At 65.0% G+C, this 26,433-nt stretch carries 24 protein-coding genes and 1 riboswitch; of the genes, 9 read left to right on the plus strand and 15 right to left on the minus strand.

Annotated elements, in window-relative coordinates:
• Window positions 1–46: 46 nt before the first annotated feature.
• The 3 genes from greA to carA are packed head-to-tail and all read right to left on the minus strand — an operon-like array spanning window position 47 to window position 4,894.
• Window positions 47–526, minus strand: a complete 480-nt coding sequence (greA, locus tag ISP25_RS02225) for a transcription elongation factor GreA (RefSeq protein ID WP_192157209.1) — start codon at window positions 524–526, stop codon at window positions 47–49.
• Window positions 523–3,750, minus strand: a complete 3,228-nt coding sequence (carB, locus tag ISP25_RS02230) for a carbamoyl-phosphate synthase large subunit (RefSeq protein WP_192157207.1) — start codon at window positions 3,748–3,750, stop codon at window positions 523–525. Before carB ends, greA begins: the two co-directional genes overlap by 4 nt.
• Before the next feature lies 1 nt (window position 3,751).
• Complete coding sequence (carA, locus tag ISP25_RS02235) at window positions 3,752–4,894, minus strand: glutamine-hydrolyzing carbamoyl-phosphate synthase small subunit (RefSeq protein ID WP_192157205.1); 1,143 nt, start codon at window positions 4,892–4,894, stop codon at window positions 3,752–3,754.
• 215 nt (window positions 4,895–5,109) lie between these two features.
• Between carA and ISP25_RS02240 the strand changes: the two genes are divergently transcribed.
• Window positions 5,110–5,805: a 2OG-Fe(II) oxygenase family protein gene (locus ISP25_RS02240; protein WP_404612003.1), complete on the plus strand. Its 696-nt coding sequence runs from the start codon at window positions 5,110–5,112 to the stop codon at window positions 5,803–5,805.
• A gap of 7 nt (window positions 5,806–5,812) precedes the next feature.
• Here the strand turns inward: ISP25_RS02240 and ISP25_RS02245 are convergent, their stop codons facing one another.
• The 7 genes from ISP25_RS02245 to hrcA form a co-directional block, all read right to left on the minus strand.
• On the minus strand, window positions 5,813–6,817 hold the full coding sequence (locus ISP25_RS02245) for a sodium:calcium antiporter (RefSeq protein ID WP_404612005.1): 1,005 nt from the start codon (window positions 6,815–6,817) through the stop codon (window positions 5,813–5,815).
• Between the two features lie 18 nt (window positions 6,818–6,835).
• A riboswitch (yybP-ykoY riboswitch) is annotated at window positions 6,836–7,025 on the minus strand.
• Between the two features lie 44 nt (window positions 7,026–7,069).
• Window positions 7,070–7,867: a 4-hydroxy-tetrahydrodipicolinate reductase gene (gene dapB, locus ISP25_RS02250; RefSeq protein ID WP_404612007.1), complete on the minus strand. Its 798-nt coding sequence runs from the start codon at window positions 7,865–7,867 to the stop codon at window positions 7,070–7,072.
• A 45-nt stretch (window positions 7,868–7,912) separates the two neighbouring features.
• Complete coding sequence (gene dnaJ / locus ISP25_RS02255; protein ID WP_192157197.1) at window positions 7,913–9,034, minus strand: molecular chaperone DnaJ; 1,122 nt, start codon at window positions 9,032–9,034, stop codon at window positions 7,913–7,915.
• On the minus strand, window positions 9,031–9,609 hold the full coding sequence (locus tag ISP25_RS02260) for a TMEM175 family protein (protein ID WP_404612009.1): 579 nt from the start codon (window positions 9,607–9,609) through the stop codon (window positions 9,031–9,033). Before ISP25_RS02260 ends, dnaJ begins: the two co-directional genes overlap by 4 nt.
• 124 nt (window positions 9,610–9,733) lie before the next feature.
• Window positions 9,734–11,650: a molecular chaperone DnaK gene (gene dnaK / locus ISP25_RS02265; RefSeq protein ID WP_404612011.1), complete on the minus strand. Its 1,917-nt coding sequence runs from the start codon at window positions 11,648–11,650 to the stop codon at window positions 9,734–9,736.
• 122 nt (window positions 11,651–11,772) lie between these two features.
• On the minus strand, window positions 11,773–12,297 hold the full coding sequence (gene grpE, locus ISP25_RS02270; protein ID WP_192157191.1) for a nucleotide exchange factor GrpE: 525 nt from the start codon (window positions 12,295–12,297) through the stop codon (window positions 11,773–11,775).
• Between the two features lie 82 nt (window positions 12,298–12,379).
• Window positions 12,380–13,441: a heat-inducible transcriptional repressor HrcA gene (gene hrcA, locus ISP25_RS02275; protein WP_192157189.1), complete on the minus strand. Its 1,062-nt coding sequence runs from the start codon at window positions 13,439–13,441 to the stop codon at window positions 12,380–12,382.
• Window positions 13,442–13,709: 268 nt separating this feature from the next.
• On the opposite strand from hrcA, the gene recN reads away from it, so the two are divergent.
• Complete coding sequence (recN, locus tag ISP25_RS02280) at window positions 13,710–15,380, plus strand: DNA repair protein RecN (RefSeq protein ID WP_404612014.1); 1,671 nt, start codon at window positions 13,710–13,712, stop codon at window positions 15,378–15,380.
• Between the two features lie 47 nt (window positions 15,381–15,427).
• Here the strand turns inward: recN and ISP25_RS02285 are convergent, their stop codons facing one another.
• On the minus strand, window positions 15,428–16,063 hold the full coding sequence (locus ISP25_RS02285) for a response regulator transcription factor (RefSeq protein ID WP_192157185.1): 636 nt from the start codon (window positions 16,061–16,063) through the stop codon (window positions 15,428–15,430).
• Window positions 16,064–16,131: 68 nt separating this feature from the next.
• On the opposite strand from ISP25_RS02285, the gene ISP25_RS02290 reads away from it, so the two are divergent.
• A complete protein-coding gene (locus tag ISP25_RS02290) occupies window positions 16,132–17,733 on the plus strand; it encodes an MASE1 domain-containing sensor histidine kinase (RefSeq protein WP_404612016.1) in 1,602 nt (533 codons plus the stop codon).
• Window positions 17,734–18,010: 277 nt separating this feature from the next.
• Here ISP25_RS02290 and fur read toward each other — a convergent pair whose 3' ends face one another.
• Window positions 18,011–18,436, minus strand: coding sequence for a ferric iron uptake transcriptional regulator (gene fur, locus ISP25_RS02295; RefSeq protein ID WP_404612018.1), 426 nt, complete (start codon window positions 18,434–18,436; stop codon window positions 18,011–18,013).
• An 80-nt stretch (window positions 18,437–18,516) separates the two neighbouring features.
• Between fur and ISP25_RS02300 the strand changes: the two genes are divergently transcribed.
• Window positions 18,517–18,999 carry an outer membrane protein assembly factor BamE gene (locus ISP25_RS02300; protein ID WP_192157178.1) on the plus strand — a complete coding sequence of 161 codons (483 nt, stop codon included), beginning with the start codon at window positions 18,517–18,519 and terminating at the stop codon, window positions 18,997–18,999.
• Window positions 19,000–19,018: 19 nt separating this feature from the next.
• Here the strand turns inward: ISP25_RS02300 and ISP25_RS02305 are convergent, their stop codons facing one another.
• Complete coding sequence (locus ISP25_RS02305; RefSeq protein WP_404612020.1) at window positions 19,019–19,303, minus strand: RnfH family protein; 285 nt, start codon at window positions 19,301–19,303, stop codon at window positions 19,019–19,021.
• Window positions 19,296–19,724, minus strand: a complete 429-nt coding sequence (locus tag ISP25_RS02310) for an SRPBCC family protein (RefSeq protein ID WP_192157174.1) — start codon at window positions 19,722–19,724, stop codon at window positions 19,296–19,298. Before ISP25_RS02310 ends, ISP25_RS02305 begins: the two co-directional genes overlap by 8 nt.
• Window positions 19,725–19,928: 204 nt before the next feature.
• Here ISP25_RS02310 and smpB point away from each other — a divergent pair, with 204 nt between their 5' ends.
• The 4 genes from smpB (at window position 19,929) to ISP25_RS02330 (ending at window position 22,727) form a co-directional block, all read left to right on the plus strand.
• Entirely contained in the window at window positions 19,929–20,423 is a 495-nt protein-coding gene (smpB, locus tag ISP25_RS02315; protein WP_192106547.1) for an SsrA-binding protein SmpB, read from the plus strand.
• Window positions 20,424–20,546: 123 nt separating this feature from the next.
• On the plus strand, window positions 20,547–20,966 hold the full coding sequence (locus ISP25_RS02320) for a YciI family protein (RefSeq protein WP_404612023.1): 420 nt from the start codon (window positions 20,547–20,549) through the stop codon (window positions 20,964–20,966).
• Between the two features lie 25 nt (window positions 20,967–20,991).
• Window positions 20,992–21,408, plus strand: coding sequence for a VOC family protein (locus tag ISP25_RS02325; protein ID WP_404612025.1), 417 nt, complete (start codon window positions 20,992–20,994; stop codon window positions 21,406–21,408).
• A 41-nt stretch (window positions 21,409–21,449) separates the two neighbouring features.
• Window positions 21,450–22,727 carry an RNA polymerase sigma factor gene (locus tag ISP25_RS02330; protein ID WP_404612027.1) on the plus strand — a complete coding sequence of 426 codons (1,278 nt, stop codon included), beginning with the start codon at window positions 21,450–21,452 and terminating at the stop codon, window positions 22,725–22,727.
• A 53-nt stretch (window positions 22,728–22,780) separates the two neighbouring features.
• Here ISP25_RS02330 and ISP25_RS02335 read toward each other — a convergent pair whose 3' ends face one another.
• Window positions 22,781–22,984 carry a hypothetical protein gene (locus ISP25_RS02335; RefSeq protein WP_192157165.1) on the minus strand — a complete coding sequence of 68 codons (204 nt, stop codon included), beginning with the start codon at window positions 22,982–22,984 and terminating at the stop codon, window positions 22,781–22,783.
• Between the two features lie 283 nt (window positions 22,985–23,267).
• Here ISP25_RS02335 and ISP25_RS02340 point away from each other — a divergent pair, with 283 nt between their 5' ends.
• A complete protein-coding gene (locus tag ISP25_RS02340) occupies window positions 23,268–25,352 on the plus strand; it encodes a putative bifunctional diguanylate cyclase/phosphodiesterase (RefSeq protein ID WP_404612090.1) in 2,085 nt (694 codons plus the stop codon).
• Window positions 25,353–26,433 lie beyond the last annotated feature (1,081 nt).

The raw sequence follows: 26,433 nt of genomic DNA on the forward strand, positions 1-26,433 counted from the left end.
GCCACCTCGGTGGCCAGCCGTTTCGCACAAACCCGCAGCCTAGCATTCAGGAATAGCGCACGCCTGTGATTTCGTAATGCTTGACGCCGTTCGGTGCGGTGAACTCGAAACTGTCACCTTCACTCTTGCCGATCAGGGCGCGCGCGATCGGCGAAGACACTGCGATCAGGCCCTGCTTGATGTCGGCTTCGAGGTCGCCCACGATCTGGTAGGTCACCTCGGCGCCGCTGTCTTCGTCCGCCAGGTCCACGATGGCGCCGAACACCACCTTGCTGCCCGGGTTGAGGCGCGACACGTCGATCACCTCCGCGGTGGAAAGCAGCGCCTCGAGCTGGCCGATGCGGCCTTCGATGAAGCTCTGCAGCTCGCGCGCGGCGTGGTATTCCGCGTTCTCCTTCAGATCGCCGTGCGCACGCGCCTCGGCGATGGCCGCGATGATGCGCGGGCGATCTTCCGACTTCAGCCTGTCCAGCTCGGCGCGCAGGCGTTCCGACCCTGCCTTGGTGATGGGGGCGCGATTGCTCATGCGCTCAATTCCTTGTGAAGTTCCTGCAGGCTGTGCACATCCGCGCTGTTGTGGAAGTCCAGCGAATGGACCAGCGCACGCGCGCCTGCAACGGTGGTGGAGTACGTGACGCGCTGCTGCAGGGCCTCGCGCCGGATCGAGAACGAGTCGGCGATGGCCTGCTTGCCCTCGGTGGTGTTGACGATATAAACGATCTCGCCGTTCTTGATCAGGTCGACGATGTGCGGGCGGCCCTCGGCCACCTTGTTGATGCGCTCGCAGGCCACGCCCTGCTCGGCCAGGTATTTCGCCGTGCCTTCGGTGGCGACCAGGCTGAAGCCCTTCGCCAGCGCCTCGCGCGCCACCGGCAGCAGGCGATCCTTGTCCGCGTCGCGCACCGACACGAACACCTTGCCCTTCGGCGGGGTCTTGATGCCGGCGGCGTCATGGCCGCGGGCAAAGGCTGCGCCAAAGCTGCGGCCCACACCCATCACCTCGCCGGTGGAGCGCATTTCGGGGCCGAGGATGGGATCCACGTTCTGGAACTTCAGGAACGGGAAGATCGCTTCCTTCACGGAGTAGTAGCTCGGAATCACTTCCTTGGTCGCGCCCTGCGCCTTGAGCGAACGTCCAGCCATGGCACGCGCGGCGATCTTGGCGAGCGGCACACCCGTGGCCTTCGATACGAACGGCACCGTGCGCGAGGCGCGCGGGTTCACTTCGAGGATGAACACGGTGTCGCCCTGGATGGCGAACTGGGTATTCATCAGGCCGATGACCTTCAGTTCCTTCGCCATCGCGGTGACCTGGCGACGCATCTCGTCCTGCACCTCCGGTGTCAACGAGTAAGGCGGCAGCGAGCAGGAAGAGTCGCCCGAATGCACGCCCGCTTCCTCGATGTGCTCCATGATGCCGCCGACCAGCACATTGCCTTCGGCGTCGGCGATGATGTCCACGTCCACCTCGACCGCATGATCGAGGAAGCGGTCCAGCAGCACCGGCGAATCGTTGGACACCTGCACCGCGTCGCGGATGTAGCGCGAAAGATCGGCGTCGCTATAGACGATTTCCATCGCGCGGCCGCCGAGCACGTAGCTCGGGCGCACCACCAGCGGATAGCCGATCTCGCGCGCCGAGGCCAGCGCTTCTTCCGGCGTGCGTGCCGTGCGATTCGGCGGCTGCTTCAGGCCGATCTTTTCGATCATCTGCTGGAAGCGCTCGCGGTCTTCCGCCAGATCGATGCTGTCCGGCGACGTGCCGATCACTGGCGCGCCGGCAGCTTCAAGCGCACGTGCAAGCTTCAGCGGCGTCTGGCCACCGTACTGCACGATCACGCCCTTGGGTTTTTCCAGATCCACGATTTCCAGCACGTCCTCGAGCGTGAGCGGCTCGAAATACAGGCGGTCGGAGGTGTCGTAGTCGGTGGAAACGGTTTCCGGATTGCAGTTGACCATGATGGTTTCGAAACCGTCCTCGCGCAGCGCGAGTGCCGCGTGCACGCAGCAGTAGTCGAACTCGATGCCCTGACCGATGCGGTTGGGACCGCCGCCCAGCACGATGATCTTGTCGCGGTTGGTCGGGTTGGCTTCGCACTCTTCCTCGTAGGTCGAGTACATGTAGGCCGTGGTGGTGGCGAATTCAGCCGCGCAGGAATCCACGCGCTTGTAGACCGGACGCACGCCAAGCGTGCGACGCAGATGGCGCATGGCGGCTTCGTTGGTGTCGAGCAATTCGGCCAGGCGAGCGTCGGAGAAGCCCATGCGCTTGAGCTCGCGCATGCGCGGCGCGTCGAGCGCGGTGACGCCCTGCTGCTGCACTTCCTTCTCGGTCAGCACGATGTCTTCGAAGGCGGCGAGGAACCAGGGATCGACCCGGCTGAGGCCATATACGTCTTCCAGGGACAGGCCGGCGCGGAACGCGTCAGCCAGATGGAAGACGCGATCCGGACGCGGCTCGCGCAGCTCGCGCTTGAGCGCGTTGATGCCTTCGTCGGAGGTCAAATCCAGACCGGTCGGGTTGAGGCCCGTCTTGCCGATTTCCAGTCCTCGCAGCGCCTTCTGCAGCGACTCATGGAAAGTGCGACCCATCGCCATCACCTCGCCCACCGACTTCATCTGGGTGGTGAGGCGCGCGTCAGCCGACGGGAACTTCTCGAACGCGAAACGCGGGATCTTGGTGACCACGTAGTCGATGGTCGGCTCGAACGACGCCGGGGTCAGGCCGCCGGTGATGTCGTTCTTGAGTTCGTCCAGCGTGTAGCCCACGGCCAGCTTCGCCGCGATCTTGGCGATCGGGAAGCCGGTGGCCTTGGAGGCGAGCGCGGACGAACGCGACACGCGCGGGTTCATCTCGATGACCACCACGCGGCCGTTCTCGGCATTGATGCCGAACTGCACGTTGGAGCCGCCGGTGTCCACGCCGATCTTGCGCAGCACCGCGATCGAGGCATCGCGCAGGCGCTGGTATTCCTTGTCGGTGAGCGTCTGCGCCGGCGCGACGGTGATCGAGTCGCCGGTGTGCACGCCCATCGGGTCGAGGTTTTCGATCGAGCACACGATGATGCAGTTGTCCGCCTTGTCGCGGACCACTTCCATCTCGAATTCCTTCCAGCCGAGCACGGATTCCTCGACCAGCACTTCGCCCACCGGCGAAAGATCGAGTCCGCGCTTGACGATCTCTTCGAATTCTTCGCGGTTGTACGCGATGCCGCCGCCGGAGCCACCGAGCGTGAAGCTCGGACGGATGATGGTGGGATACCCCACCTTCGCCTGCGTCACCAGCGCCTGCTCGAACGTGCGGACCACCTCGGCCTTCGGGCATTCCAGCCCGATTTCCTTCATGGCGACGCGGAACAGCTCGCGGTCTTCGGCCATGCGGATGGCTTCGCGCGACGCACCGATCAGCTCGACGTTGTACTTCTCCAGCACGCCGTTGTCGGCGAGGTCGAGCGCGCAGTTGAGGCCGGTCTGTCCGCCCATGGTGGGCAGCACCGCATCCGGGCGCTCCTTGGCGATGATGCGCTCCACCGTCTGCCAGTTGATCGGCTCGATGTAGACGGCGTCGGCCGTCTCCGGGTCGGTCATGATCGTGGCGGGGTTGGAGTTCACCAGGATGACGCGGTAACCCTCTTCCTTCAGCGCCTTGCAGGCCTGCGCGCCGGAGTAGTCGAACTCGCAGGCCTGGCCGATGACGATCGGGCCGGCACCGATGATGAGGATGCTCTTGATATCGGTACGCTTGGCCATCTCAGCGGGCCTCCTGCATCAGCTTGTCGGACATCATCTTTGCAAACCTGTCGAAGAGATAACCGATGTCGTGCGGTCCAGGGCTCGCTTCCGGGTGCCCCTGGAAGCAGAAGGCCGGACGGTCGGTGAGCGCGAAGCCCTGCAGCGAACCGTCGAACAACGAGGTGTGGGTGACGCGCACGTTGCCCGGCAGCGTGGCCGGGTCGACGGCAAAGCCGTGGTTCTGCGAGGTGATCAGCACGCGGCCGTCGTCCATGTCCTTCACCGGATGGTTGGCACCGTGGTGGCCGAACTTCATCTTCAGCGTCTTCGCGCCCAGCGCCAGACCCATGATCTGGTGGCCGAGGCAGATGCCGAACAGCGGGATCTTCGCGTCAAGGAAAACCTTGGTGGCGGCGATCGCGTAATCGCAAGCGGCCGGGTCGCCGGGACCGTTGGAGAGGAACACGCCATCGGGCTTCACGGCCAGCACCTCGGCGGCAGGCGTCTGTGCAGGCACCACGGTGATGTCGCAGCCCTGCTCGGCCAGCAGACGCAGGATGTTGTGCTTGGCGCCGAAGTCGTAGGCCACGACCTTGAAGCGCCTGGCTGGCTGGTTGAAGCGGGTGTGGTCGAGGTCGTAGACCCCTTCGTTCCACGGATACGACTGGGTGACACTGACCACCTTGGCCAGGTCCATGCCGTTGAGGCCGGGGAAGGCGCGCGCCTTCGCCAGCGCGGCCTCGGCGTCGATCGTCTCGCCGGCCAGGATGCAACCGCTGAGCGCGCCCTTGTCGCGCAGGATGCGGGTGAGCCGGCGTGTGTCGATGCCGGCGATGGCGACGATGCCGTGGCGCTTCAGGTAATCCGGCAGAGTTTCGCTGCTGCGCCAGTTGCTGGCGCGGCGCGGCACGTCGCGCACGATCAGGCCGGCGGCATGCACGGCAGTGGACTCGGCGTCCTCAGCATTGATGCCGGTATTGCCGATGTGCGGATAGGTAAGAGTGACAAGCTGGCGTGAGTACGAGGGATCGGTGAGGATCTCCTGGTACCCCGTCATGGCGGTGTTGAAAACCACCTCACCGACGGTTTCGCCGGTGGCGCCCACGGCGTGGCCGTGGAACACGCTGCCGTCTTCGAGGGCAAGCAGAGCAGGAATGGGCATGGGGAACCGCCTTTCAGGTGCAGCAAAGTCCGCAAGCCGCGAAAAGCAGGCTTGAGAACCTTGGAGGGGAGGACGTTCGGGCGGGTAACAATGATAGGCGTCAAGGCGCTTGCTGTCCACTTTGGCAGAGGCAGATCTCGCACTCTCGTCAACGTCACAACTCCTCACGACGTTACACTGCCAGGACGTTTTCCCAAGGAAGCTAAGGCCCAACCATGAGTCCGGACGCCCTGCTCGATGCCGCACGTTTCGATCGCCCGGACACGCTGGTGCAGCGAGAGCCGTTCCCCTTCATGGTGGCCCATGGCCAGTTGCCCGATGACGCGCGCGGTGACCTGGGTCGCGATTTCCCACGCTACCCCAGCGCCGGCTTCTTCCCGTGGGATCCGGCCGATTGCGGCCCTACGATCAATGCACTAGTCGAACAACTCACCACGCCAGACTTCGCCACCCTGGTTGGCAAAAAACTGGGCATCGACAATCTCGGCCAATATCCGACCCTGGTGACGCTGTGCCGCCTGCTCAACAAGCGCCACGGCACCATCCACACCGACAGCAAGTCCAAGGTGGCCACTGCCCTGCTCTACCTCAACCCGCAGTGGCCCGACACCAGCGATGGCTGCCTGCGCTTCCTGGGCAAGATCGACGATATCGACTCCACCGTGGCACCCGAGCTGCCGCCGCTGTACGGCGAGTTCGCCGTGTTCAAGCGCTGCGACAACTCCTTCCATGGCCACCTGCCCTACGAGGGCGAGCGCCGGGTGATCCAGGTGGCCTGGCTTACCAGCGAGGAGGAAAAGCTGCGCAAGACCAAGCGCGGCAAGTTCTCTCGCCTGTTCAAGAAGCTGTTCGGCAAGCTGGACACGCAGTACGGCGCCGGCCGCGACCGCAACGCCGCGCACCGGGACTGATCACCCCTCAGCGGGTGAAATGCCAGATCACATAGGCGGCGAACACGCCATACAGCAAACCTACGGGCAACAGCCGGCGCGCGTCCGCGCGACCGCGCCGGAAGAGCCACCATAGGTAAGCAATGGCGGTGGCAGTGAGCGCGCCGGACACGATCAGCGGTGTATCGAACAGCCAGGGCGTGGCAAAGATCGCCAGCGCGCTGGGGATGGTGGCCTGGATCATCATGGCGCCGGAGATGTTGGCCAGCGCCAAACGCTCCTTGCCCTGGCGCACCCAGATCAGCGCATTGAGCGTCTCCGGCAACTCGGTCGCCACCGGGCTCAACACCAGCGCCACCAGATGCGGCGGCCAGGCGAGCAATACGCCGATGGCTTCCAGTTGGCCCACAAACACACGCGAGGCCGCCGCGATCACCACGAGCGCGGCCACCGTTTGCAGCAGCGCCCACGCCAACGAGGGCTCCGCCTGACCCGGGCGCAACTTAAGCGGCTCCAGCTCCTCTTCAACGGGTGCCGTGTCCCCGCTGCGCACTTCGCGCCACACGTAGAGTGCATAGGCCAGCAGGAACACCCCGCCGAACGCAGGCTTGAAGGCAAAAGCCACCAGGCCAAGGCCGACCTTGAGCGCGAAGATCGCCAGGAACCATCCCTGGTCGCGGGCCAGCCGTCGATGATCGACCCGCACCAGCCCGTCAGTGCGTTGCAAGCGCCTGCGATGCAGCCACAACGCGACACCGACCACGGCATAGGCGATGGTGGCCAATACCAGCGGCCCACCCATCGCCGCACCCACGCCGATGTCACGCACTGCAGGCGTCTTGCCGAAGACGACCGCGACGAAGGTGACGGCGCTCTCCGGCAGGGCGGTGCCGAACGCAGCCAGCACGGTACCGGTAGCCGTGGCGCCTAGCTTGAGCCTGCGACCCAGCCATTCGACGCCATTGACGAAGTATTCGCAGGCGAGATAGATCGCGCCCGCCGAGGCAAAGAACAGGATGAGGATAAGCAGCATGGGATGCACAGGCCGGGCGAACAGGTGAACCCATGGCGCAACGACACGCGTTCGCCCGGCCGGGTGAACGCATCGCTGGCCAAAGGTCTCGCCGGGCAAGGCGTCGAAGGCGACGCCTACCGTTCGCACCATGGCGCCGCGAGGGCAACCAAGTCTGTTGATGCGAACGCCTCGGGGAAGAGGCTGGCTACTCCCCAATGACAGGCTGGCGATGCTAGCGACCACCGCTGGACATGGCAAGTTTTTGCGTGGTCAAACCGGCGGAGCGAGCACGTCTTCCAGCCGCCAGTGTCCGGAGGCGCGACCGATCAGCCACCGTGCCGCCTGCAGCGCCCCACGGGCGAAGATCGTGCGGTCGGTCGCACGATGCCCCAGCTCCAGCCGCTCGCCCGGCCCCACCAGCAGCGCCTGATGCTCGCCTACGATGTCGCCTCCGCGCACCACGGCAAAACCGATGCTTCCGGGAACGCGTTCGCCCGTGCGACCTTCGCGGCTGTATACCGCCGCGGCTTCCAGTGTGGTGCTGCGCGCAGCAGCAGCAGCCTGCCCCAGCGCCAGCGCTGTGCCCGAAGGCGCATCCTGCTTGCGCCCATGATGGGCTTCGACGATTTCCAGATCCCATTCCGGCACCGCAGCAGCGGCCTCGCGCAGCAGACGCGTCAGCAGTGCCACGCCCAGGCTGAAGTTCGCCGCGCGCAGCAGCGCGATGCGTGCCCCGGCGGCGTCCAGTCGTGCCAGCAGGGCAGCGTCGAGTCCGGTGGTGCCGCTCACCAGGGGAATGCCGTGCGCGAGACAATGGTCCAGCGCTGCCGCCAGACCGACGGGACCGCTGAAGTCGACCACCACGTCGAGGACAGGCGCGCGCGACCAATCGTGCGCATAGCGCAGGCCCTGCCCCAGCCAGACGGGCTCGCCGTCATGCACCGAGCCCGGCGACACCACCGCATGCGCCAGCTCGTACCGGCCATCGGCATGCAACAGCGACAGCAAGGCCTGGCCCATGCGGCCGGAGGCGCCGCTGATGGCGAGGCGGATCGGCGAACTGGTCATGATGGACATCCCGGCAGAAACGGCAAACGGACGTCCAAAGTTAGCTTACGAAGTCACCTTCGACCAGAACTGTTTCACGCCGTCGAACCAGTTGTGCGCGCGCGGCATGTGTTCTTCGGCCTTGCCGTCGTTGAAGCTGGCTTCGAGCTGCTCGAGCAATTCGCGCTGCTGCTTGGTGAGGCGGACCGGGGTCTCCACCACCACGCGGCAGATCAGGTCCCCGGCGCGGCCGTTGCGCACCGACTTCACGCCACGCCCGCGCAAGCGGAAGCTCTGGCCGGTCTGCGTCTCCGGCGGAATGGTGATCGGCACCTCGCCTTCCAGCGTGGGCACCGGCAGTTCCGCGCCCAGCGCCGCCTGCGAGAAGCGGATCGGCACTTCGCAGTAAAGATCGTTGCCCTCGCGCTGGAAGATCGAATGCTCGCGCACGCGCACTTCCACATAGAGGTCGCCCGCCGGCGTGCCTGCCGGGCCGGCTTCGCCCTGCCCGGTAAGGCGGATGCGGTCGCCGTTGTCCACGCCGGCGGGGATCTTCACCGACAGCGTGCGGGTTTCTTCCAACCGGCCTTCACCGTGGCACTTCTTGCAGGGCTTCTCGATGACCTGGCCGCTGCCGCCGCAATGCGGACAGGCCTGCTGGATCGAAAAGATGCCGTTCTGCATGCGCACGCGGCCGTGACCGTGGCAGGTCTTGCATTGCGTGGTCTTGCCATCGTCCGAGCCGCTGCCGTTGCAGTGGTGGCAGTTGACCTGTGACGGAATCTCGATCTTGCGCTCGATGCCGAACACGGCTTCTTCGAGGTCGAGTTCCATGATGTAGCGCAGGTCTGCGCCGCGTCGCGGCTGACGACTGCGCCCACCGCCGAAGATGTCGCCGAAGATGTCGCCGAAGATGTCGCCCATGTCCCCGAAACCGCCGCCACCGCGGCCGCCCATGCCGCCCTCGAAGGCCGCATGTCCGTACTGGTCGTACATGGCGCGCTTCTGCGCGTCGGAAAGCACCTCGTAGGCCTCCTTGGCCTCCTTGAACTTCTCCTGCGCCGCGGGATCGTCGGGATTGCGGTCGGGGTGGTACTTCATCGCCAGGCGGCGGAAGGATTTCTTCAGCTCGACCTCGGTGACGGTACGTTCGACACTCAGGACTTCGTAGTAATCACGCTTGCTCATTGCTTGATCCGCGATTCGATGCGCCGATCAGGAATGAACCAGATCGCTGCCACCGTGGCATAAAACAGACACGACACCCACGGCGCCACGAAGGCCAGCAGGATGCCACCCAGATACATGGCGACGGCGACCTTGCCTTTCCAGTCGCCACCCACCGCTTGCGCCAACAGCGAGGTCTTGCCGCCGTTGGCGCAGATCAGGCCGTATTGCAGCGGCAGCCAGGCGATGGCGCACATCAGCAACACGAAACCGTAGACCGCCACCGGCAACCGGGCGAACTGGTTTTCGCCCATCCACCCCGTGGTCACCGGCATCAGGGACAACCAAAACAGCAGATGCAGGTTGGCCCACAGCACGCTGCCGTCCACCCGCTTCGCCGCATGCAGGAAATGGTGGTGGTTGTTCCAGTAGATGCCCACGTAGACGAAGCTCAGCACGTAACTGAGGAACACCGGCCATTGCGCGGCCAGCACGTCCCAGCCTGCGCCGTGCGGCACCTTCAGCTCAAGCACCATGATGGTGATGATGATGGCCAGCACACCGTCGCTGAAGGCTTCCAGGCGCCCCTTGTCCATCACCTTCCCCTCGAGAAAGCTTGTGCGCTCATCCATGAACGCGAAAGTCAAACGGGCGCCACCTTGGCCGCACTTTCAAAAACGAGCGCCGCTCGCGCGGCGCCCGTTCCGGTTCTAGGTACGGTTACTTCTTGTCGTCCTTCACTTCGGTGAACTCGGCATCGACCACGTCGTCGGGCTGGGCCGACCCGTGCGGGCCGGGCTGCGCACCCGCATCGGCCGGGCCCTGACCCTGGGCGGCCTCCTGCAGCGCCTGGGCAGCCTGCTCGAGCTTGGAGATCTTCGACTCGATCAGCGCCTTGTCATCGCCGTCCTTGACCTTTTCCAGCTCCGACAGCGCCTCTTCGATGCTGCCGATCTGCGCGCCGACCTTGCCGCCGTGTTCCTTCAGCGCGCTGCGGGTGGCGTGCACGAGCTGATCGGCCTTGTTGCGGGTGCTCACCAGCTCGTGGAACTTCTTGTCTTCTTCCTTGTTCGCTTCGGCGTCGGCCACCATGCGGGCGATCTCCTCCTCGGAGAGGCCCGAACCCGCCTTGATCTCGATCTTCTGCTCCTTGCCGGTCTTCTTGTCCTTGGCCGACACGTGCAGGATGCCGTTGGCGTCGATGTCGAAGGTCACCTCGATCTGCGGCATGCCGCGCGGCGCCGGCTCGATGCCTTGCAGGTCGAACTTGCCCAGCGACTTGTTGGCGTTGGCGCGCTCGCGCTCGCCTTGCAGCACGTGCACGGTCACTGCGGTCTGGTTGTCGTCGGCGGTGGAGAACGTCTGCGCCGCCTTGGTCGGCACGGTGGTGTTCTTCTCGATCAGCTTGGTCATCACGCCGCCCATGGTCTCGATGCCCAGCGACAGCGGGGTGACGTCGAGCAGCAGCACGTCCTTGACCGAACCGCCCAGCACGCCACCCTGGATCGCGGCGCCCACAGCGACGGCCTCATCCGGGTTGACGTCCTTGCGCGGCTCCTTGCCGAAGAAGTCCTTCACCGACTCCTGCACCTTGGGCATGCGGGTCTGACCGCCGACCAGGATCACCTCGTCGATGTCGGACACGCGCAGGCCGGCGTCGTTGAGCGCGGTGCGGCAGGGTTCGATGGTGCGCTTGACCAGGTCTTCCACCAGCGCTTCCAGCTTGGCGCGGGTGAGCTTGATGTTGAGGTGCTTGGGGCCGGAGGCGTCGGCCGTCACGTACGGCAGGTTCACCTCGGTCTGGTGCGACGAGGACAGCTCGATCTTCGCGCGCTCGGCGGCGTCCTTCAGGCGCTGCAGGGCCAGCGGATCCTTGCGCAGGTCGATGCCCTGGTCCTTCTGGAACTCCTCGACCAGGTAGTCGATGACGCGCATGTCGAAGTCTTCGCCACCGAGAAAGGTATCGCCGTTGGTGGCCAGCACTTCGAACTGCTTCTCGCCGTCGACCTCGGCGATCTCAATGATCGACACGTCGAAGGTACCGCCGCCCAGGTCGTACACCGCAATCTTGCGATCGCCGCCCTTCTTGTCCAGGCCGTAAGCCAGCGCGGCCGCGGTCGGCTCGTTGATGATGCGCTTCACTTCCAGACCGGCGATGCGGCCGGCGTCCTTGGTGGCCTGGCGCTGGCTGTCGTTGAAGTAGGCGGGCACCGTGATGACAGCCTCGGTGACCGGCTCGCCGAGATAGTCCTCGGCGGTCTTCTTCATCTTCATCAGCACCTTCGCGGAGACTTCCGGCGGCGCCATCTTCTTGCCGTCGGCGGTCGCCACCCAGGCATCACCGTTGTCGTTGGCGACAATGGCGTAGGGCACGATGTGGATGTCCTTCTGCACTTCGGCGTCGGTGAACTTGCGGCCGATCAGGCGCTTCACCGCATAGAAGGTGTTCTTGGGGTTGGTCACGCCCTGGCGCTTGGCCGGCGCGCCGACCAGCACCTCGCCGTCCTTGCTGAAGGCGACGATGGACGGCGTGGTGCGATCGCCTTCCGAATTCTCGATGACCTTGGTGGTGCTGCCGTCCATCACGGACACGCAGGAATTGGTGGTACCCAGGTCGATGCCGATGATCTTGCCCATGTGTTAGCTCCCGAATCTCGTATGCGGCCCCATGGCCGCGCAATGGTTTTCCAGATGGGGCCCGCGTACGGCGAATCAATACCGACGGAGCTCCGGATGTGTCGCGTCCGGTGACGCGTTGTTCAGTCCTTCGCCACGGCCACCAGGGCGGGGCGCAGCAGGCGATCGTTCAACACATAGCCCTTCTGCAGCACGCTGACCACGGTGCCGGCCTCCGCGCCAGGCGACTCGACCATGCTCACTGCATGGTGGCGTTCGGGGTCGAGCGGCTGACCCAGCGGATCGACCTGTGCCAGGCCATGGTTCTCGCCCACCTTGAGCAGGGACTTCAGGGTGAGGCCGAGACCCTGGCGCATCGCCGCCACATCGGCGGTTTCCACCGCCAGGCCGCCTTCCAGGCCATCGAATACCGGCAGCAGCTCGTTCAGCAGCTTCTCGTTGGCGAAGCGGCGGGCCTGTTCCAGATCGCGGTGCAGACGGCGGCGCTGGTTTTCCAGTTCGGCCTTCTCCCGCAGCACGGACTCGCGCTGCTCGATCTTTTCCGCCTCCAGTTCGGCCACGCGAGCCTTTAGCGCTTCCACGTCGGCACTGTTCGCCGCGCTGACGGCATCGGCGTCCGGTGCCGGGTGCTGGTCGTTGTTCTGCATGAGTGACTCCAAACCTCGTCCGTGGCCGGCCATCTGCGCCGACCCATCCAAAAAATGCGGGCAAACCCGCTCCCGTGGCGACTTATGAGGCCGTCGCGGCTCGATTCAAGGCATCGCTGAGCAGCCCGGCGGTGGCCTGCACCACCGGGATCACCCGCTCATAGGCCATGCGCGTGGGGCCGATCACGCCCACCGCGCCCAGCACCCGCCCCGGCGTGCCATAGCTGGCGGTAACCACGCTGCAACCGTCGAGCGCGGCGAAACCGGATTCCTCGCCGATGAACAGCCGCACGCCGGGCGCCCGCGCGCACGACTCCATCAACTGCAGCAGCCCGTTCTTCTGCTGGAACGCTTCGAACAGCTCGCGCAGTCGTTGCAGGTCGGCCAGCTCGGCGCAAGCCATCAGGTTGGTCTGCCCGCTGACCAGCACGTCGTCGCCGTCGGCGTGTGGCGCGAACGAGGCCGTGGCCAGCTCGGTGGCATTCGCCACCAGCCGGTTCAGCTCGCTGCCTGCGGCACGCAGTTCGGCCAGCAGGTGGGCGCGGATATCGTCCACGCGCAGGCCGACGAAATGGGTATTGATGTAGTTCGCCGCCTGCTCCAGCTCGCGACCCTCCAACGGTTTGGCCAATTGCACCACGCGGTTCTGCACCTGGTTGTCGGAAAACACCAGGATCACCAGCACCCGTGCGTCCGGCAGCGGCACGAAATCGAGGTGGCGCAGCGGGAAATCCACCTGTCGCGGTACGGTCACCACGCCGGCGAAACGGGTCATCGCCGACAACAGGGCCGAGGCATTGCCCAACAGGTCGCGTGTGGTGGTCTGCCCCGGCGGCAATTCACGCTGCAGGCGAGCCATTTCCTCGTGCGGCAACGGCTGCAATTCGATCAGGCTGTCCACGAACAGGCGCAGGCCGCGCGGCGTGGGAATACGCCCCGCCGAAGTATGCGGCGAGGCGACCAGGCCAGCCTCCTCGAGGTCGGCCATGATGTTGCGGATGGTCGCCGGGCTCACGTCCAGACCCGACGATCGCGACAGCGTGCGCGACCCCACCGGCTCGCCATCGACCAGATACTGCGCGATCAGGCTGCGCAGCAGGCGCCGGGTGCGTGCATCGAGTTCATGGGAGTGGAGACGGGACATGCGCAGTAGCAATCGGTGAGACGACCAAGAGATAGGGTCTGCGCGCCTGTCATGCAAGCGCCGCGGCATTGTAGCGGGAGGCATGGAGCCTGCGGGGCCGAAGCCGTCTGTGGCGAAAGGGCTGCTGCGCGAGCCTCGCTTTTCGACAGTTCACCAGGAACGTGGCGGAAAGATGGATCGCGCGGCGGTCTTTGCGGCCCTTGCGGCATCTGCCGCGCAGGCTCCTATTACAATCGCCCGATCCCATACGGACTGCCGTCAGCCCGCCATGCTCATCTCGCTCCATGTCCGCCAATTCGCCGTCGTTGAACAGGCCGAAGTCGATTTCGGCGCCGGCCTCACCGTGGTCAGCGGCGAAACCGGCGCCGGCAAGTCGCTGCTGGTGGATGCGCTGCTGCTGCTCGCCGGCGCCCGCGCCGACAGCGGGATGGTGCGCGCCGGCAGCGACCGCGCGGAACTGTCCGCCGAATTCGATCTTGCCGCCCTGCCCGAGGCCCGCGCATGGCTGGCGCAGGAAGAGCTGGACGATGGCGAAGCCTGCCAGTTGCGGCGGGTGATCCGCGCCGAAGGCAGCTCGCGCGCATGGATCAACGGCCGTCCCGCCAGCGCCGGCCAGCTTTCCGAACTCGCCACCCTGCTGGTGGAAATCCATGGCCAGCACGAGCATCAGGCCCTGCTTTCGCGCGCGCACCAGCTCGCCCTGCTCGACGCCTGCGCCGGCCACGGCTCGCTGGCCGGCCAGGTGCGCGAGCTGGCCACGCAATGGCGCGACCTGGGTGCGCGTATCCGTCGCCTCAGCGGTGGCGCGGATCGCGAACAGCGGCTGGAACTGTTGCGCCACGAGCTGGCCGAACTGGAGCAATGGACGCTACCGTCCGCCGAGCTGGCCGAACTCGAAGCCAGCCACAAGCGCCTAGCCAACGCCGGTCGGCTTGCCGAAGGCGCCGCCGGCGTGGTCGAGCTGCTGGACGGCGACAGCGAATTCGCGCTGCGCCGCGCCCTGGGTCGCGCCCATGCCGAGCTGGGCAGGCTGGCCACGCTGGACGAAGCGCTGAATCCCGCGCTGGAGCTGCTGGACAACGCCATGATCCAGTTGGGCGAAGCCGCCGACACGCTGGGCCGCTACGCGCAGGACGTCGATCTCGACCCCGAGCGCTTCGCCGAAGTCGACGCTCACCTCGCCCGTCTGCATGAACTCGGCCGCCGTCACCGCCTCCCCATCGCGGAATTGCACGACAAGGCCACGGCGTTGCGCACCGAACTGGCCGAGCTGGAAGGCGCCGGCGAAGCACTGGAACAACTCGCCGTCCAGCGGGAGCGCGCCCGCACTGACTACGTGCAGGCAGCAGACAAGCTAAGCAAGTCACGTCGCAAAGCGGCAGACAAGCTGGGCAAGGAAGTCGGCGCATTGATGGCTGAGCTGGGCATGGCCGGCGGCGTGCTCGTGGTTGAACTGGAACCTGTCGAAGGCGAGGAGCCCGACCCGCAAGGCCGCGAACGCTGCGAACTGCTGGTCAGCACCAATCCCGGACAGCCGCCGCGGGCGCTGCGCAAGGTGGCTTCCGGCGGTGAACTGGCACGCATCAGCCTCGCCATCGAAGTCGCCACGCTGGGCAACGACAGCGTGGGCACCATGGTGTTCGACGAAGTGGACAGCGGCATTGGCGGCGCAGTGGCCGAGGTGGTGGGCCAGAAGCTGCGTGCACTGGGTGGCCAGCGCCAGGTGTTGTGTGTCACTCACCTGCCCCAGGTCGCCGCGCAGGGCCACGCGCACCTGTTCGTGAGCAAACACAGCGACGACGGCCACACCCGTACGCAGATCCAGCGGCTGGGCGCCGATGGCCGACGCGACGAACTGGCCCGCATGCTGGGCGGGGTGGAGATCACCCGCGAAACGCGGGCTCACGCGAAGCAGATGCTGGAACGCGCGCAGGCCTGAGAGCACGAAACTCGTGACGCTAGCCGCCGGGAAACGCTTAGCAGGCTCTAACCGCTGGCGGGCAGCAGCCCACGCTCGCTGGCCATGCGATACAACTCCAGTTCCGAACCGGCATTGAGCTTGCCCATCACGCTGGCGCGGTGGATGTAGACAGTCTTCTGGCCAATGCCCAGCTCGGCCGCCACCTGCTTGGGCGTGCGCCCGCAGGCCAGCAGCAGGAACACCTCGTGTTCGCGGGTGGTCAGGCGATGCAGCGGATCGAGCGCGGATTCCGGCTGCTCCGCACGGCGCTGGCGCAGGTCGGAACTCAGGAACTGCTCGCCCTGCATCACCGCGCGCAGGCCCGCCACCAGTTCCTCCGGCGCCACGCCCTTGGTTACGTAGCCGCTGGCACCGCGGCGCAAGGCTTCGGACACGTAGGGTTCGCCATCGTGCATGCTCAACACCACGATGCGCGTGCCGGGCGACACGCTGCCCAGGTGTTCGATCAAGGGAAGGCCGCTGCCGTCGGGCAACGACAGGTCCAGCGCCACCAGGTCGGGCCGGTGCTGCGCCACTGCCTCCACCGCGTCGTCTGCGCAGCGGCACTCACCCACCACCTGGAGATCGGGCTCCAGCCCGATCAGCCGCTTGAAACCTTCACGCACGATGGCGTGGTCGTCGACCAGGACAATGCTGTACATGGCCCTACTGTATATGGACCGGCGCCGGTCTGCGCCGGCACTGCCAAACGCCCGTGTACCATCCGCGGATGCGCCTGAAACCCTTCCGCCCACTGCACTCCGGCCCGCTGCTGGGGGCGATCTACGTCCTGCTGTGGCTGCTGCTGTGGCCGACGGAGCAACCCTATTGGGCACTGCCCTACGGTTTGCGCTTCGGCGCGTTGTTGCTGCTGCCCGTGCGTCGCTGGGGCTGGCTGCTGGGCGCCGAACTGATCGCCTCGGCCGGCATGAGCATGCACGATGGACTGCCGATGGGCTGGAGCGGCTTTTTCCTCGGCGACCTGCCCGAACCGCTGGTAACCGCGGCCAGCCTGTGGCTGCTGCGCAGGCTGAATCCGCATGCCGGCACCAGCCTGCACAACCCACAGGAAACGGCCCGCCTGCTGCTGGCCGCGATGCTCGTGGTGCTCGCCACCACGGCGGTGGACATCGGCCTGCTCACGGTGATCCACACGGCCGCGGCCGAAGACGCGCTGATCCACATGTTGGGCAACGAATTGCTGGGCGGCTATCTGGGCGTGCTGCTGATGGTGCCGGTGATGGTGCTGCTGCTGCGCGCCCCTCCCAGCCGCCATGCGTTGGCGGAATTGGCCCTGGACGGCCTGCAGGTGATGCTGCCGGCCATGGCCATCCTGCTGCTGCTTTCCGAACAGGCCACGTCGCAACCGCAGTTCGCCCGTGCGCTATCGCTGGCCCCCGTGCTGTTCTTTGCATTCCGCCATGGCTGGCGCGGCGCCAGTCTGGCCATCACCATCTCCAGTTTCGGGATGACGGTGCTGGATCAGCGCCTCGGCCACGCCCCTTCGGCGGCCGGCTATCTGTTCCTGGCCGTGGCCGGCACCGGAACGCTGATGCTGGGCTCAGCCACGGATGCTCTGCGTCGCAGCAAGCTGCAGGTAGCCGAGCAGAATACCCACCTGGCGGCAGTCAACCGACGGCTGGACCAACTGGCGCGGCAACTGCGAGCCGCTGCGCGCGGCAATCTGCAGGCGGAGGAAAACCAGCGCCGCCACATGGCCGCCGAGCTGCACGACGAGCTGGGCCAGAACATCACCGCGATCCAGACCCACGTGAAACTGGTGCAGGCGCGCCTGCAACAGGCCGGACTGGAAGATATCGGCACCTCGATCAACAGCATCCTCGCGCACATGCGTCGCGCCCTGCATCGCTTGCTGGACGACCTGCGTCCTGCAGTGCTGGACGAGTTCGGCCTGCTGCGCGCGCTGGACGAAGGTCCGATCCGCGACCTGCTGAAGGCTGCGGGCATCCACTATGTCACCGACCTGCATGGCGACCCGCGCCTGCTCGACGACGACACCCGCACCGCGATCTATCGACTGGCGCAGGAAAGCGCCACCAATGCAGTGAAGCACGCCAGGGCCAGCGAATTCCGCCTGCGCCTGCGCATCGGCGAACGCCACGGCGCGATACTCGCCCTACTCGACTTGCGCGACGACGGCATCGGATTGCCCGAGCGGCCGCCACGAGGTGGCCGCGGCCTGCAAGGCATGCGCGACCGTGTCACCTCGCTGGGAGGCCTGTTCCAGTTGCGCCCGGCACCGCGCGGCGTGCATCTGCGCGTATTGCTGCGCAGCAATAACGACTTGCCCGTCACATTTCGGCCTGTCTAGGAATTTTTCCGATACACAGGACGTGAAGGCTTCGTTAGCATCGATCCATCGATGTGGGGGAGCCGCCATCGTGAGATGGCGTACCGGAGTCCTCGTGGGGACGGTGACTCCGGAGAGACGGCAGGAGGCCGTCTGGTCGTTACCTTGGACACAGGCCTGGACGAGCAACTCGCCATGCCGAAACCCAGAAGGTACGAGGCAATCGCGAGGTGGACAGGAGTCCTCCCTCGCGATTTTTTTGTGCCCAAGAAATGCCCGGATGCCCGGATGGCGGTGATCAGCCCTTGCGCGTACCGCGGCTCTTGGGACGAACGTACAGCACTAGGCTGTGATCCTCGATCACATAACCATGGCGCGCCGCGACCTCGCGTTGCAGACGCTCGATCTCTTCGCTGACGAACTCGATCACCTTTCCGCTGTCCACATCGATCATGTGGTCATGGTGCTTGCCGCGATCGAGTTCGTAGACGGCCTGCCCGCCTTCGAAGTTGTGCTTGACGACAATGCCGGCTGCCTCGAACTGGGTCAGCACGCGGTACACCGTCGCCAGGCCGATGTCTTCCTGATGGGCGAGCAGCTTCTTGTAGACGTCCTCGGCAGTGAGGTGGTTGCCCTCCTCCTCGTCGAAGATCTGCAGAATGCGCATGCGCGGATGGGTCACTTTGAGACCGACCCGACGCAGTTCCTGAGTTTCCTGTTCCATCGTTTGCCACCTCACGCCGGCGCGGCGATGCCGAACCGGTAGTGTATCATCCGCTCTTCCACGATCTGGACGTTTCACGCATGCAAAAGCTGATCACCCTGCCGGTTGTCGCGTTGTTGGCGCTTGCCGTTTCCGGCTGCCACCTGGTCTACACGCAGGACGTGCGCCAGGGCAACCTGCTCGACAAGACCATCGACCAGAAGGCGGTGGATCAGCTCAAGCCCGGCCTGACCAAGCGCCAGGTGATGCTGTTGGTCGGCACGCCTTCGGTCGCCTCCCCGTTCAACCAGAGCCGCTGGGACTACGTGTCCACCTATTCGCACCGCGGCGGCCCGATGCAGGTCAGTACCATGACCCTGTACTTCAATGACGACATCCTGGCGCGCATCGAGGGCAGCCCTTACCTCGAAAACAACAAAAACCTGCTCAAGGAAAGCAAGAAGTACAACGTCGATTACCCGGTCAACGACACCAAGGGCGACAAGGACACCAGCGGCAAGGACAGCAAGGATTCCGGCGGCGGTTCGGACTCCGGCAACGACTCCGGCAGCAGCAACAACTAAACTGCGGGTAGCGCCTGCGTCAGCCTTGGCCGGCACGGCGCCGGCGCGAGGCCATGGGGTCAAGGGTCAGCGGCCGGTAAATTTCCACCCGGTCGCCGTCGCGTAGCACATGATCGGCGTCTATCCTGCACGAGAAGATGCCCAATCGCAGCGGCTCCGCCACCTCGGCAGGAAGCGACGGCAAAAAACCTGCCGCCACGACTGCCTGCATAGCAGTGCTTCCATCCGGCAACGAAACGCGGCTGCGCCGTATGTGCTGCGCGCAGGCATGCACTACTTCCACCGTTATGGTCGGCTCAGCCATGCAGGTGGTCCGCGGCAACGCAGAAATCGTCCACCATGCGGTTGGCGAGTCCCTGGAAACCCAGCTTGAGCACGCTGCCGCCGATGCCGGCGTATTCGAAATCTAGCGCCAGCGCCACCTTGCAGCCGTCGTCTCCCAGCGCGGTGAAACTCCAGTGACCGTCCAGCGAACGGAACGGGCCGTCGACCAGATGGATGTCGATGCGATGCGGCCGCTCGGCAGTGTTGCGGGTGGTGAAGCTGTGCCGCAAGCCCATGAAATGCAGGTCGAGGCGCGCCACCAGTACATTGTCGCTGCGCTCGACCACCGCGGATGCCGAGCACCACGGGAAACGCTTTGGGTATGCTTCCACACCATCGACCAGATCGAACATCTGTTCCGGGGAATGGCGTACCAGCGCGCTGCGGCGTATCTCGATCACGGTAGCCTCTATCCTGGTGCATTCATGCTTGAATGCGAGAATCAAACGAGCGCCCATCTATGGGCGCATTCGGTGGTTACTGCATTCTTCCGTGAATGCGAAGATCAAACGGGCATCCATCCATGGATGCACTTCTAAAAGAAGCGCTGCCCCTGAAAGGCACGCAGGCAATGCGGCCGCCCAGAGGCCCGAAGTTTAGCGGACATGGCCAAGAGCAAGGACAAGGACACCACCAAGGGCACGGGCACCATCGCGCTCAACAAGCGCGCGCGGTTCGAGTACCACATCGACCAGCGCTATGAGGCCGGCATCGCCCTGCAAGGCTGGGAGCTGAAAGCGCTGCGCGCGGGTCGGATCAACTTCGGCGACGGCTATGCCATCGTCATTAAGGGCGAAATCTTCCTGGTCGGCGCCTCGATCCCCCCCCTGATCAGCGCTTCCACCCACGTCATCGCCGAAGACCGCCGCACGCGCAAGCTGCTCCTGCACCGCAAGGAGATCGACCAGTTGATCGGCGCAGTGGAGCGCAAGGGCTACACGCTGGTGCCCACCGCGATGTACTGGAAGAACGGCAAGGTGAAGGTGGAAGTCGGCCTGGCCCGCGGCAAGCAGGAACACGACAAGCGCGACACCGAGAAGCAGCGCGACTGGCAGATCGAAAAACAGCGCACGATGCGCTCGCACAATCGGGCGTCCTGACCGCGTTCTGCCTGTTCGGCTTGCGGGCATCGCAAAAAAACTTCGTGCAAGGTGTCGATCCGGCACCCCGCCGTTCGTCGCACCTTTGAAGGCGGATTCATCCCGGCCACAGGAGGCGAACCGATGCGCTGCATAGTGATCGTGAAGGCGACCAAAGACACCGAGGCCGGCCTGATGCCGAGCACCGATCGGCTCGCCGCGATGGGCCAATTCAACGAAGAATTGGTGAAGGCAGGCGTGATGCTGGCCGGAGAAGGCCTGCATCCCAGTTCGCGCGGCGCCCGCGTGCGTTTCGACGGCGCACAACGCACCGTGATCGATGGCCCGTTCACCGAATCCAAGGAACTGATCGCCGGCTTCTGGCTATGGCAGGTGAAGTCGATGGCCGAAGCCATCGAATGGCTGAAACGCGCGCCGTTCGACACCGGCGCCGAAGTCGAGATCCGCCCGGTATTCGAGGCCGAAGACTTCGGCGACAAGTTCACGGATGCCTTGCGCGAGCAGGAAGCAAACCTGCGCGCGCAGATCGGCAACCGCCCATAAACCCCGCCCTGCAAGGAGTACCGCCATGCAATTCGTCGCCTACCTCAACTACGACGGCAATGCCGAGGCCGCCTTCGATTTCTATGCCAGCTGCTTCGGCGGCAAGGTCACCATGCGGGCACGCTATGGCGACGCGCCGCCTGAAATGCCCATGCCTGCGGAGATGCGCGACAAGATGATGCACGTGCGGCTGGAAGTCGGCGACCAGGTGCTGATGGCCTCGGACGCGATGGCGCCGCAATGTCCCTATACGCCGATCAAGGGCTGCTCGGTGTCGATCCAGCTCGACTCGCCGGAACAGGCCGAGCGGATTTTCCACGCGCTGGCCGAAGGTGGCACGGTGCAGATGCCGATCCAGCAGACCTTCTGGGCCGCGCGCTTCGGCTCGCTGGTGGACCGCTACGGCGTGCCGTGGATGATCAACTGCCCGCCCGCTGCATGATGCCTTGCTCCCACGGAGCGATGATGGTCTGATCGGTCGCCATGACGGCGACCGACATCCCCCGCAGCATCGAAGCCATCTGGCGCATCGAATCGGCGCGCATCATCGCCGGCCTCACCCGCATGCTGCGCGACGTGGGCCTGGCGGAGGAACTGGCGCAGGACGCGTTGGTGACTGCGCTGGAACAATGGCCGCAGACCGGCGTGCCGGACAATCCCGGCGCGTGGTTGATGACCACGGCGAAACACCGCGCGATCGACCGCCTGCGCCGTCATCAGCTGATGGAGCGCAAGCACGAGGAAATCGCCCGCGAACTGGAGGCCGAACAGGCCGATGCTATGCCCCGCTTCGACGCCATGCTGGACGACGATATCGGCGACGACCTGCTGCGGCTGATCTTCACCGCCTGCCATCCCGCGCTGCCTGCCGATTCGCGCGTGGCGCTCACCCTGCGCCTGCTGGGCGGCCTCAGCACGCCCGAGATCGCCCGCGCCTTCCTGCAGCCGGAGCCCACCATCGCCCAGCGCATCGTGCGCGCGAAGCGCACGCTGGCCGAGAAACAGGTGCCGTTCGAGGTTCCGCGTGGCGAAGAGCTCGCCGAACGCCTGGACGCGGTGCTGGGCGTGATCTACCTGATCTTCAATGAGGGCTACACCGCCACCGCCGGCGACGACTGGATGCGGCCCGCGCTGTGCGAGGAAGCCCTGCGGCTGGGCCGCATCCTCGCCGGACTGATGCCGCAGCAGGCCTCCGTGTTCGGCCTGCTCGCACTGATGGAACTGCAGGCCTCGCGTACGCATGCGCGCAGCGCACCGGACGGAACGCCGATCCTGTTGCTGGAACAGAACCGCGCGCGCTGGGATCGGCTGCTGATCCAGCGTGGCCTAGCCGCGCTGGATCGCGCGCAACGGCTGGGCGACCACGAAGAGCCGTACACCCTGCAGGCAGCAATCGCCGCTTGCCACGCCCGCGCCAATACCGCGGAGCAAACCGACTGGCACCGCATCGCGGCGCTGTACGCCACACTGGCCGGCGTCACGCCATCGCCCGTGGTGGAACTCAACCGCGCAGTGGCCGTGGCGATGGCCAGCGGGCCAGCAGCAGGCCTTGCGCTGGTCGATACGCTACGCGACGAACCGGCACTGGCGAACTATCACCTGTTGCCGGCAGTGCGCGGCGATCTGCTGCAGAAGCTCGATCGCCACGGTGAGGCCCGCACGGAGTTCGAACATGCCGCGGCGCTCACCCGCAACGCCCGCGAACGCGAACTGTTGCAAGCACGCGCCAAAACCTGTGCGCAGCACACCACCACCGGTTGACGGCGCGAAAAGCGGGGCCACCCGATAGGCGGCCCCGTCAGCGTGAACGGAACTCAGGACTGGCTGTCGTCAGCCGGCGCGGCATCCGCCTCGTCTTCCTTCTTGCCTACCATTTCTTCCAGCGCACCGGCGCCCTTGAATCCGGCGATGGCCGCAATGCCCTTCGTCAGCAGGCCCGCATTCGGATCGAGCTTCTCGGCGCCTTCGACTGCCGCCACGGCACCGGCAACTTCACCCAAGGTATCGAGGATTCCCATGACGTTCTCCGCTTTGGAATGGAGCGGCCAGCATGCGACTAGTCGATTACCGGTGAATGAATCCTGGCGCAAGTTTCTTCGTCGCGAATTTGCGGGATCCGCCGCCCACAGGCGGTCACGAGCCGCAAACGCGCGGCTCCAGGTAGCGTCAAAGCCTTGTGCGGTCAAGATCCGGGCCTGCAGGCCGATAGAAACCCGACGCCCAAACCTTGCAAAGCCACGCTACGATCAGGCCACCTTCGTGCGACATGCAAGGCCTAAGGACTCAAGGGTTCGTTGAATGCTGGCCAGTTCGTACAACCCGTTGCTCGTCGTGTGTTCCCTGCTCGTGGCGATCTTCGCCTCCTACACGGCACTGGGCATGGCCGGCCGCATCACCACGGCACGTGACTCCGGCGCGCGCTGGTGGCTGTTTGCTGGCGCCTGCGCGATGGGATTGGGCATCTGGTCGATGCATTTCGTCGGCATGCTGGCTTTCAGCCTGCCGATTCCGCTGGGCTATGACCCGCTGATCACCCTGCTGTCGTTGCTGATCGCCATTGCCTCTTCCGCATTCGCCTTGTGGCTGGTTTGCCGGCAAACGCTGCCTTGGACGCACCTGGTCGGCGGCGCCCTGCTGATGGGGCCGGCCATTGCCGGCATGCATTACACGGGCATGGCAGCGATGCGCATGAGCCCGGGCATCCAGTACGACGCGTGGCTGTTCGCCCTGTCGGTGGCGATCGCCATCATGGCAGCGGGTGCAGCGCTGTGGATCGCCTTCCAATTGCGCAAGGACTCATCGCACGTATGGCGGAAACGGCTCGGCGCGGCCGTCGTCATGGGCCTCGCCATCGTCGGCATGCATTACACCGGCATGAGCGCCGCGCAATTCCCGCTGGGCAGCATCTGCGGGGCAGCACATCATGGCGTGAACACGAACTGGCTGGCCGTCGTCGTCATCGTCGTCACCCTGGCAGTACTGGCGGCGACGCTCACCGTCTCCGCGTTCGACGTGCGCATGGAGTCGCGCACGGCCGTGCTGGTCAGCTCGCTCGCCGAGGCGAACGAGGAACTCACCTATCTCGCCCTGCACGACAGCCAGACCAAGTTGCCGAACCGCGTGTTGCTGCACGATCGCCTCGAACATGAAATCCTGATCGCCGATCGCGACAAGAGCCGTTTCGCGCTCATGTTCCTGGACCTCGACGGCTTCAAGGCCGTCAACGACGTGTTTGGACATCGCTCCGGCGACATGCTGCTGGTCGAAGTTGCCCAGCGCATACGCGCCAACGTGGGCAACGAGGATACCGTCGCCCGCATCGGCGGCGACGAATTCGTATTGCTGGCCCGTATCGAAGAACCGACGGATGCTGCCCGTATCGCCGAGACCCTAATGAAGGCGATCGGCGAGCCCATCTTCATCGCCAAGCACGAGCTGCATGTGACTTCCAGCATCGGCATCGTCCTCTACCCTGGCGACGGCGCCACCCAGCAGGAGCTGATGACCAATGCCGACGCGGCGATGTACCACGCGAAGGCGTCGGGACAAAAAGGCTATGCTTTTTTCGAAACCTCGATGAACTCCGATGCGCACGAACAGATGCAGATCGCGCGGGAACTGCGCGTAGCCTCGGCACGCGGTGAACTGACGCTGCACTATCAGCCGAAATTCGACGCGCCGAACGGTCCCGTCATCGGCGCAGAGGCCTTGCTGCGATGGTCGCATCCCACGCTCGGGATGATCCTGCCCGGCCACTTCATTCCCATCGCGGAGAAAACCGGCCTGATCGTGCCGATTGGTGAATGGGTGCTCGACGAAGCATGTCGGCAAATGCGCGCGTGGCATGACGCCGGGCATCCGCAATGGACGATTGCGGTGAACCTGTCGGCAGTGCAGTTCGGCCACGATGGACTTATCGAGCTGGTGCGCGGCACGCTGGCGCGCCATGCGCTCGCCCCGCGCTTTCTGACGCTGGAAATCACCGAGTCCACCGCCATGTCCGATGTCGAGGCAAGCCTGGCGACGCTGCAGCAGCTGAAGGACATGGGGGTGAACATCTCCATCGACGACTTCGGCACCGGCTACTCCAGCCTGCTCTACCTGAAACGTCTGCCGGCCACCGAACTGAAGATAGACAAGGGCTTCGTGCGCGACCTTGCCATCGGCACCGAGGACGCCGCCATCGTGTCGGCCATCGTCGCGCTGGGGCAGACGCTCAACCTCAAGATTGTCGCCGAAGGCGTTGAAACCGCCGCGCAGAAAGCGTTCCTCACCCGCATCGGTTGCGACAGCCTGCAAGGCTTCATGCTTGGCGAACCGATGCCGGCCAAGGAATTCATTGAAGCGGTAGCGCAGGATCCGGCTTCCACCGAGGCTCCGAAGTAAAGCGCCCGACTCGATTCTCCCGCAACGCGCTGTGCTGCGAGCCCGCCAGCCGCGATCCGGTCACGGAGCAGCTCCCGCACGTCGAGACCCAGTGGAGGCGCTGAAGGCATGCCGCCGCACACCCTTTCCCACGCGACCAACGATTAAGGAGTATGGTCGCCGTATCCCTCTCGCCACGAGTCGCCCCAATGAGCAAATCGCCTCCGGTTCTGACGGTCGCAGCCATCCACTCCGTGTATTCCAGCAAGAAGATCGGTTCCGTCGTAGAGCACGCAACGAAGTTCCAATCGACAAAACGCTTCGCGCGCGATCCCGAACACACTGGCCAAGCACCGGTGAACCCCAAAGATCCAAAGGGCACCCGCCACCGTTGACAAGGGCGGTTGGCCGCTGCGTCCCAGCACTCACACGCTGACCGTGTAGCACCCCGGCAAACTGACGCAGCATGGGACGGTTGCCGTTGCCGCTGCGAGCCATAGCCTTTCGAAGTTGTGAAGGCCTCAGCCGCGGCACGACTCCAAAGCCTGACGGCCATCGAGAGATGGCCCACGCATTGCATGTGTTGCCAAGCTCGCGCCTCGCGAAGGTGGATCCCTGTCGCCGTCCCGCGGACGGCCCGATGCGCACGCATCGATCGACCGGATTCCCGACCATAGATTCAGACAAGGTTCGATCCACGGTCTCTACGATCCAGAACGCATGACGTGAAGTTCCGCATTCATGCCGCTGTACACGCGATGCAGGCGCCAATTCAGTGCCCGCAACTGATTCAACGCAACCGGCCGGATCATTTGGCTGCTGTTCACTGACAAGCAATCCGGACGTGCAATGATCGATGCTCTTATTTCGTTCAATGACGACAAACGAACTCCGGAATCCGTTCGACACGTCGACATATTCGTGTGACGACGGATGCGAATAATAAGCAGGCATACACCCTGCGTGTCGCCGCTTTTCGGTCTCTTTTTGAGACTCGCGATTTACATTCAAAACAGGGCCACGAAACTCACACAATATTGTGGGTTTTCCTGAAATTTGACAGGAGGCCGTACCGCCATTTCTAGCATCCTTGGATCGACGC

The organism is Rhodanobacter hydrolyticus (assembly GCF_044904645.1).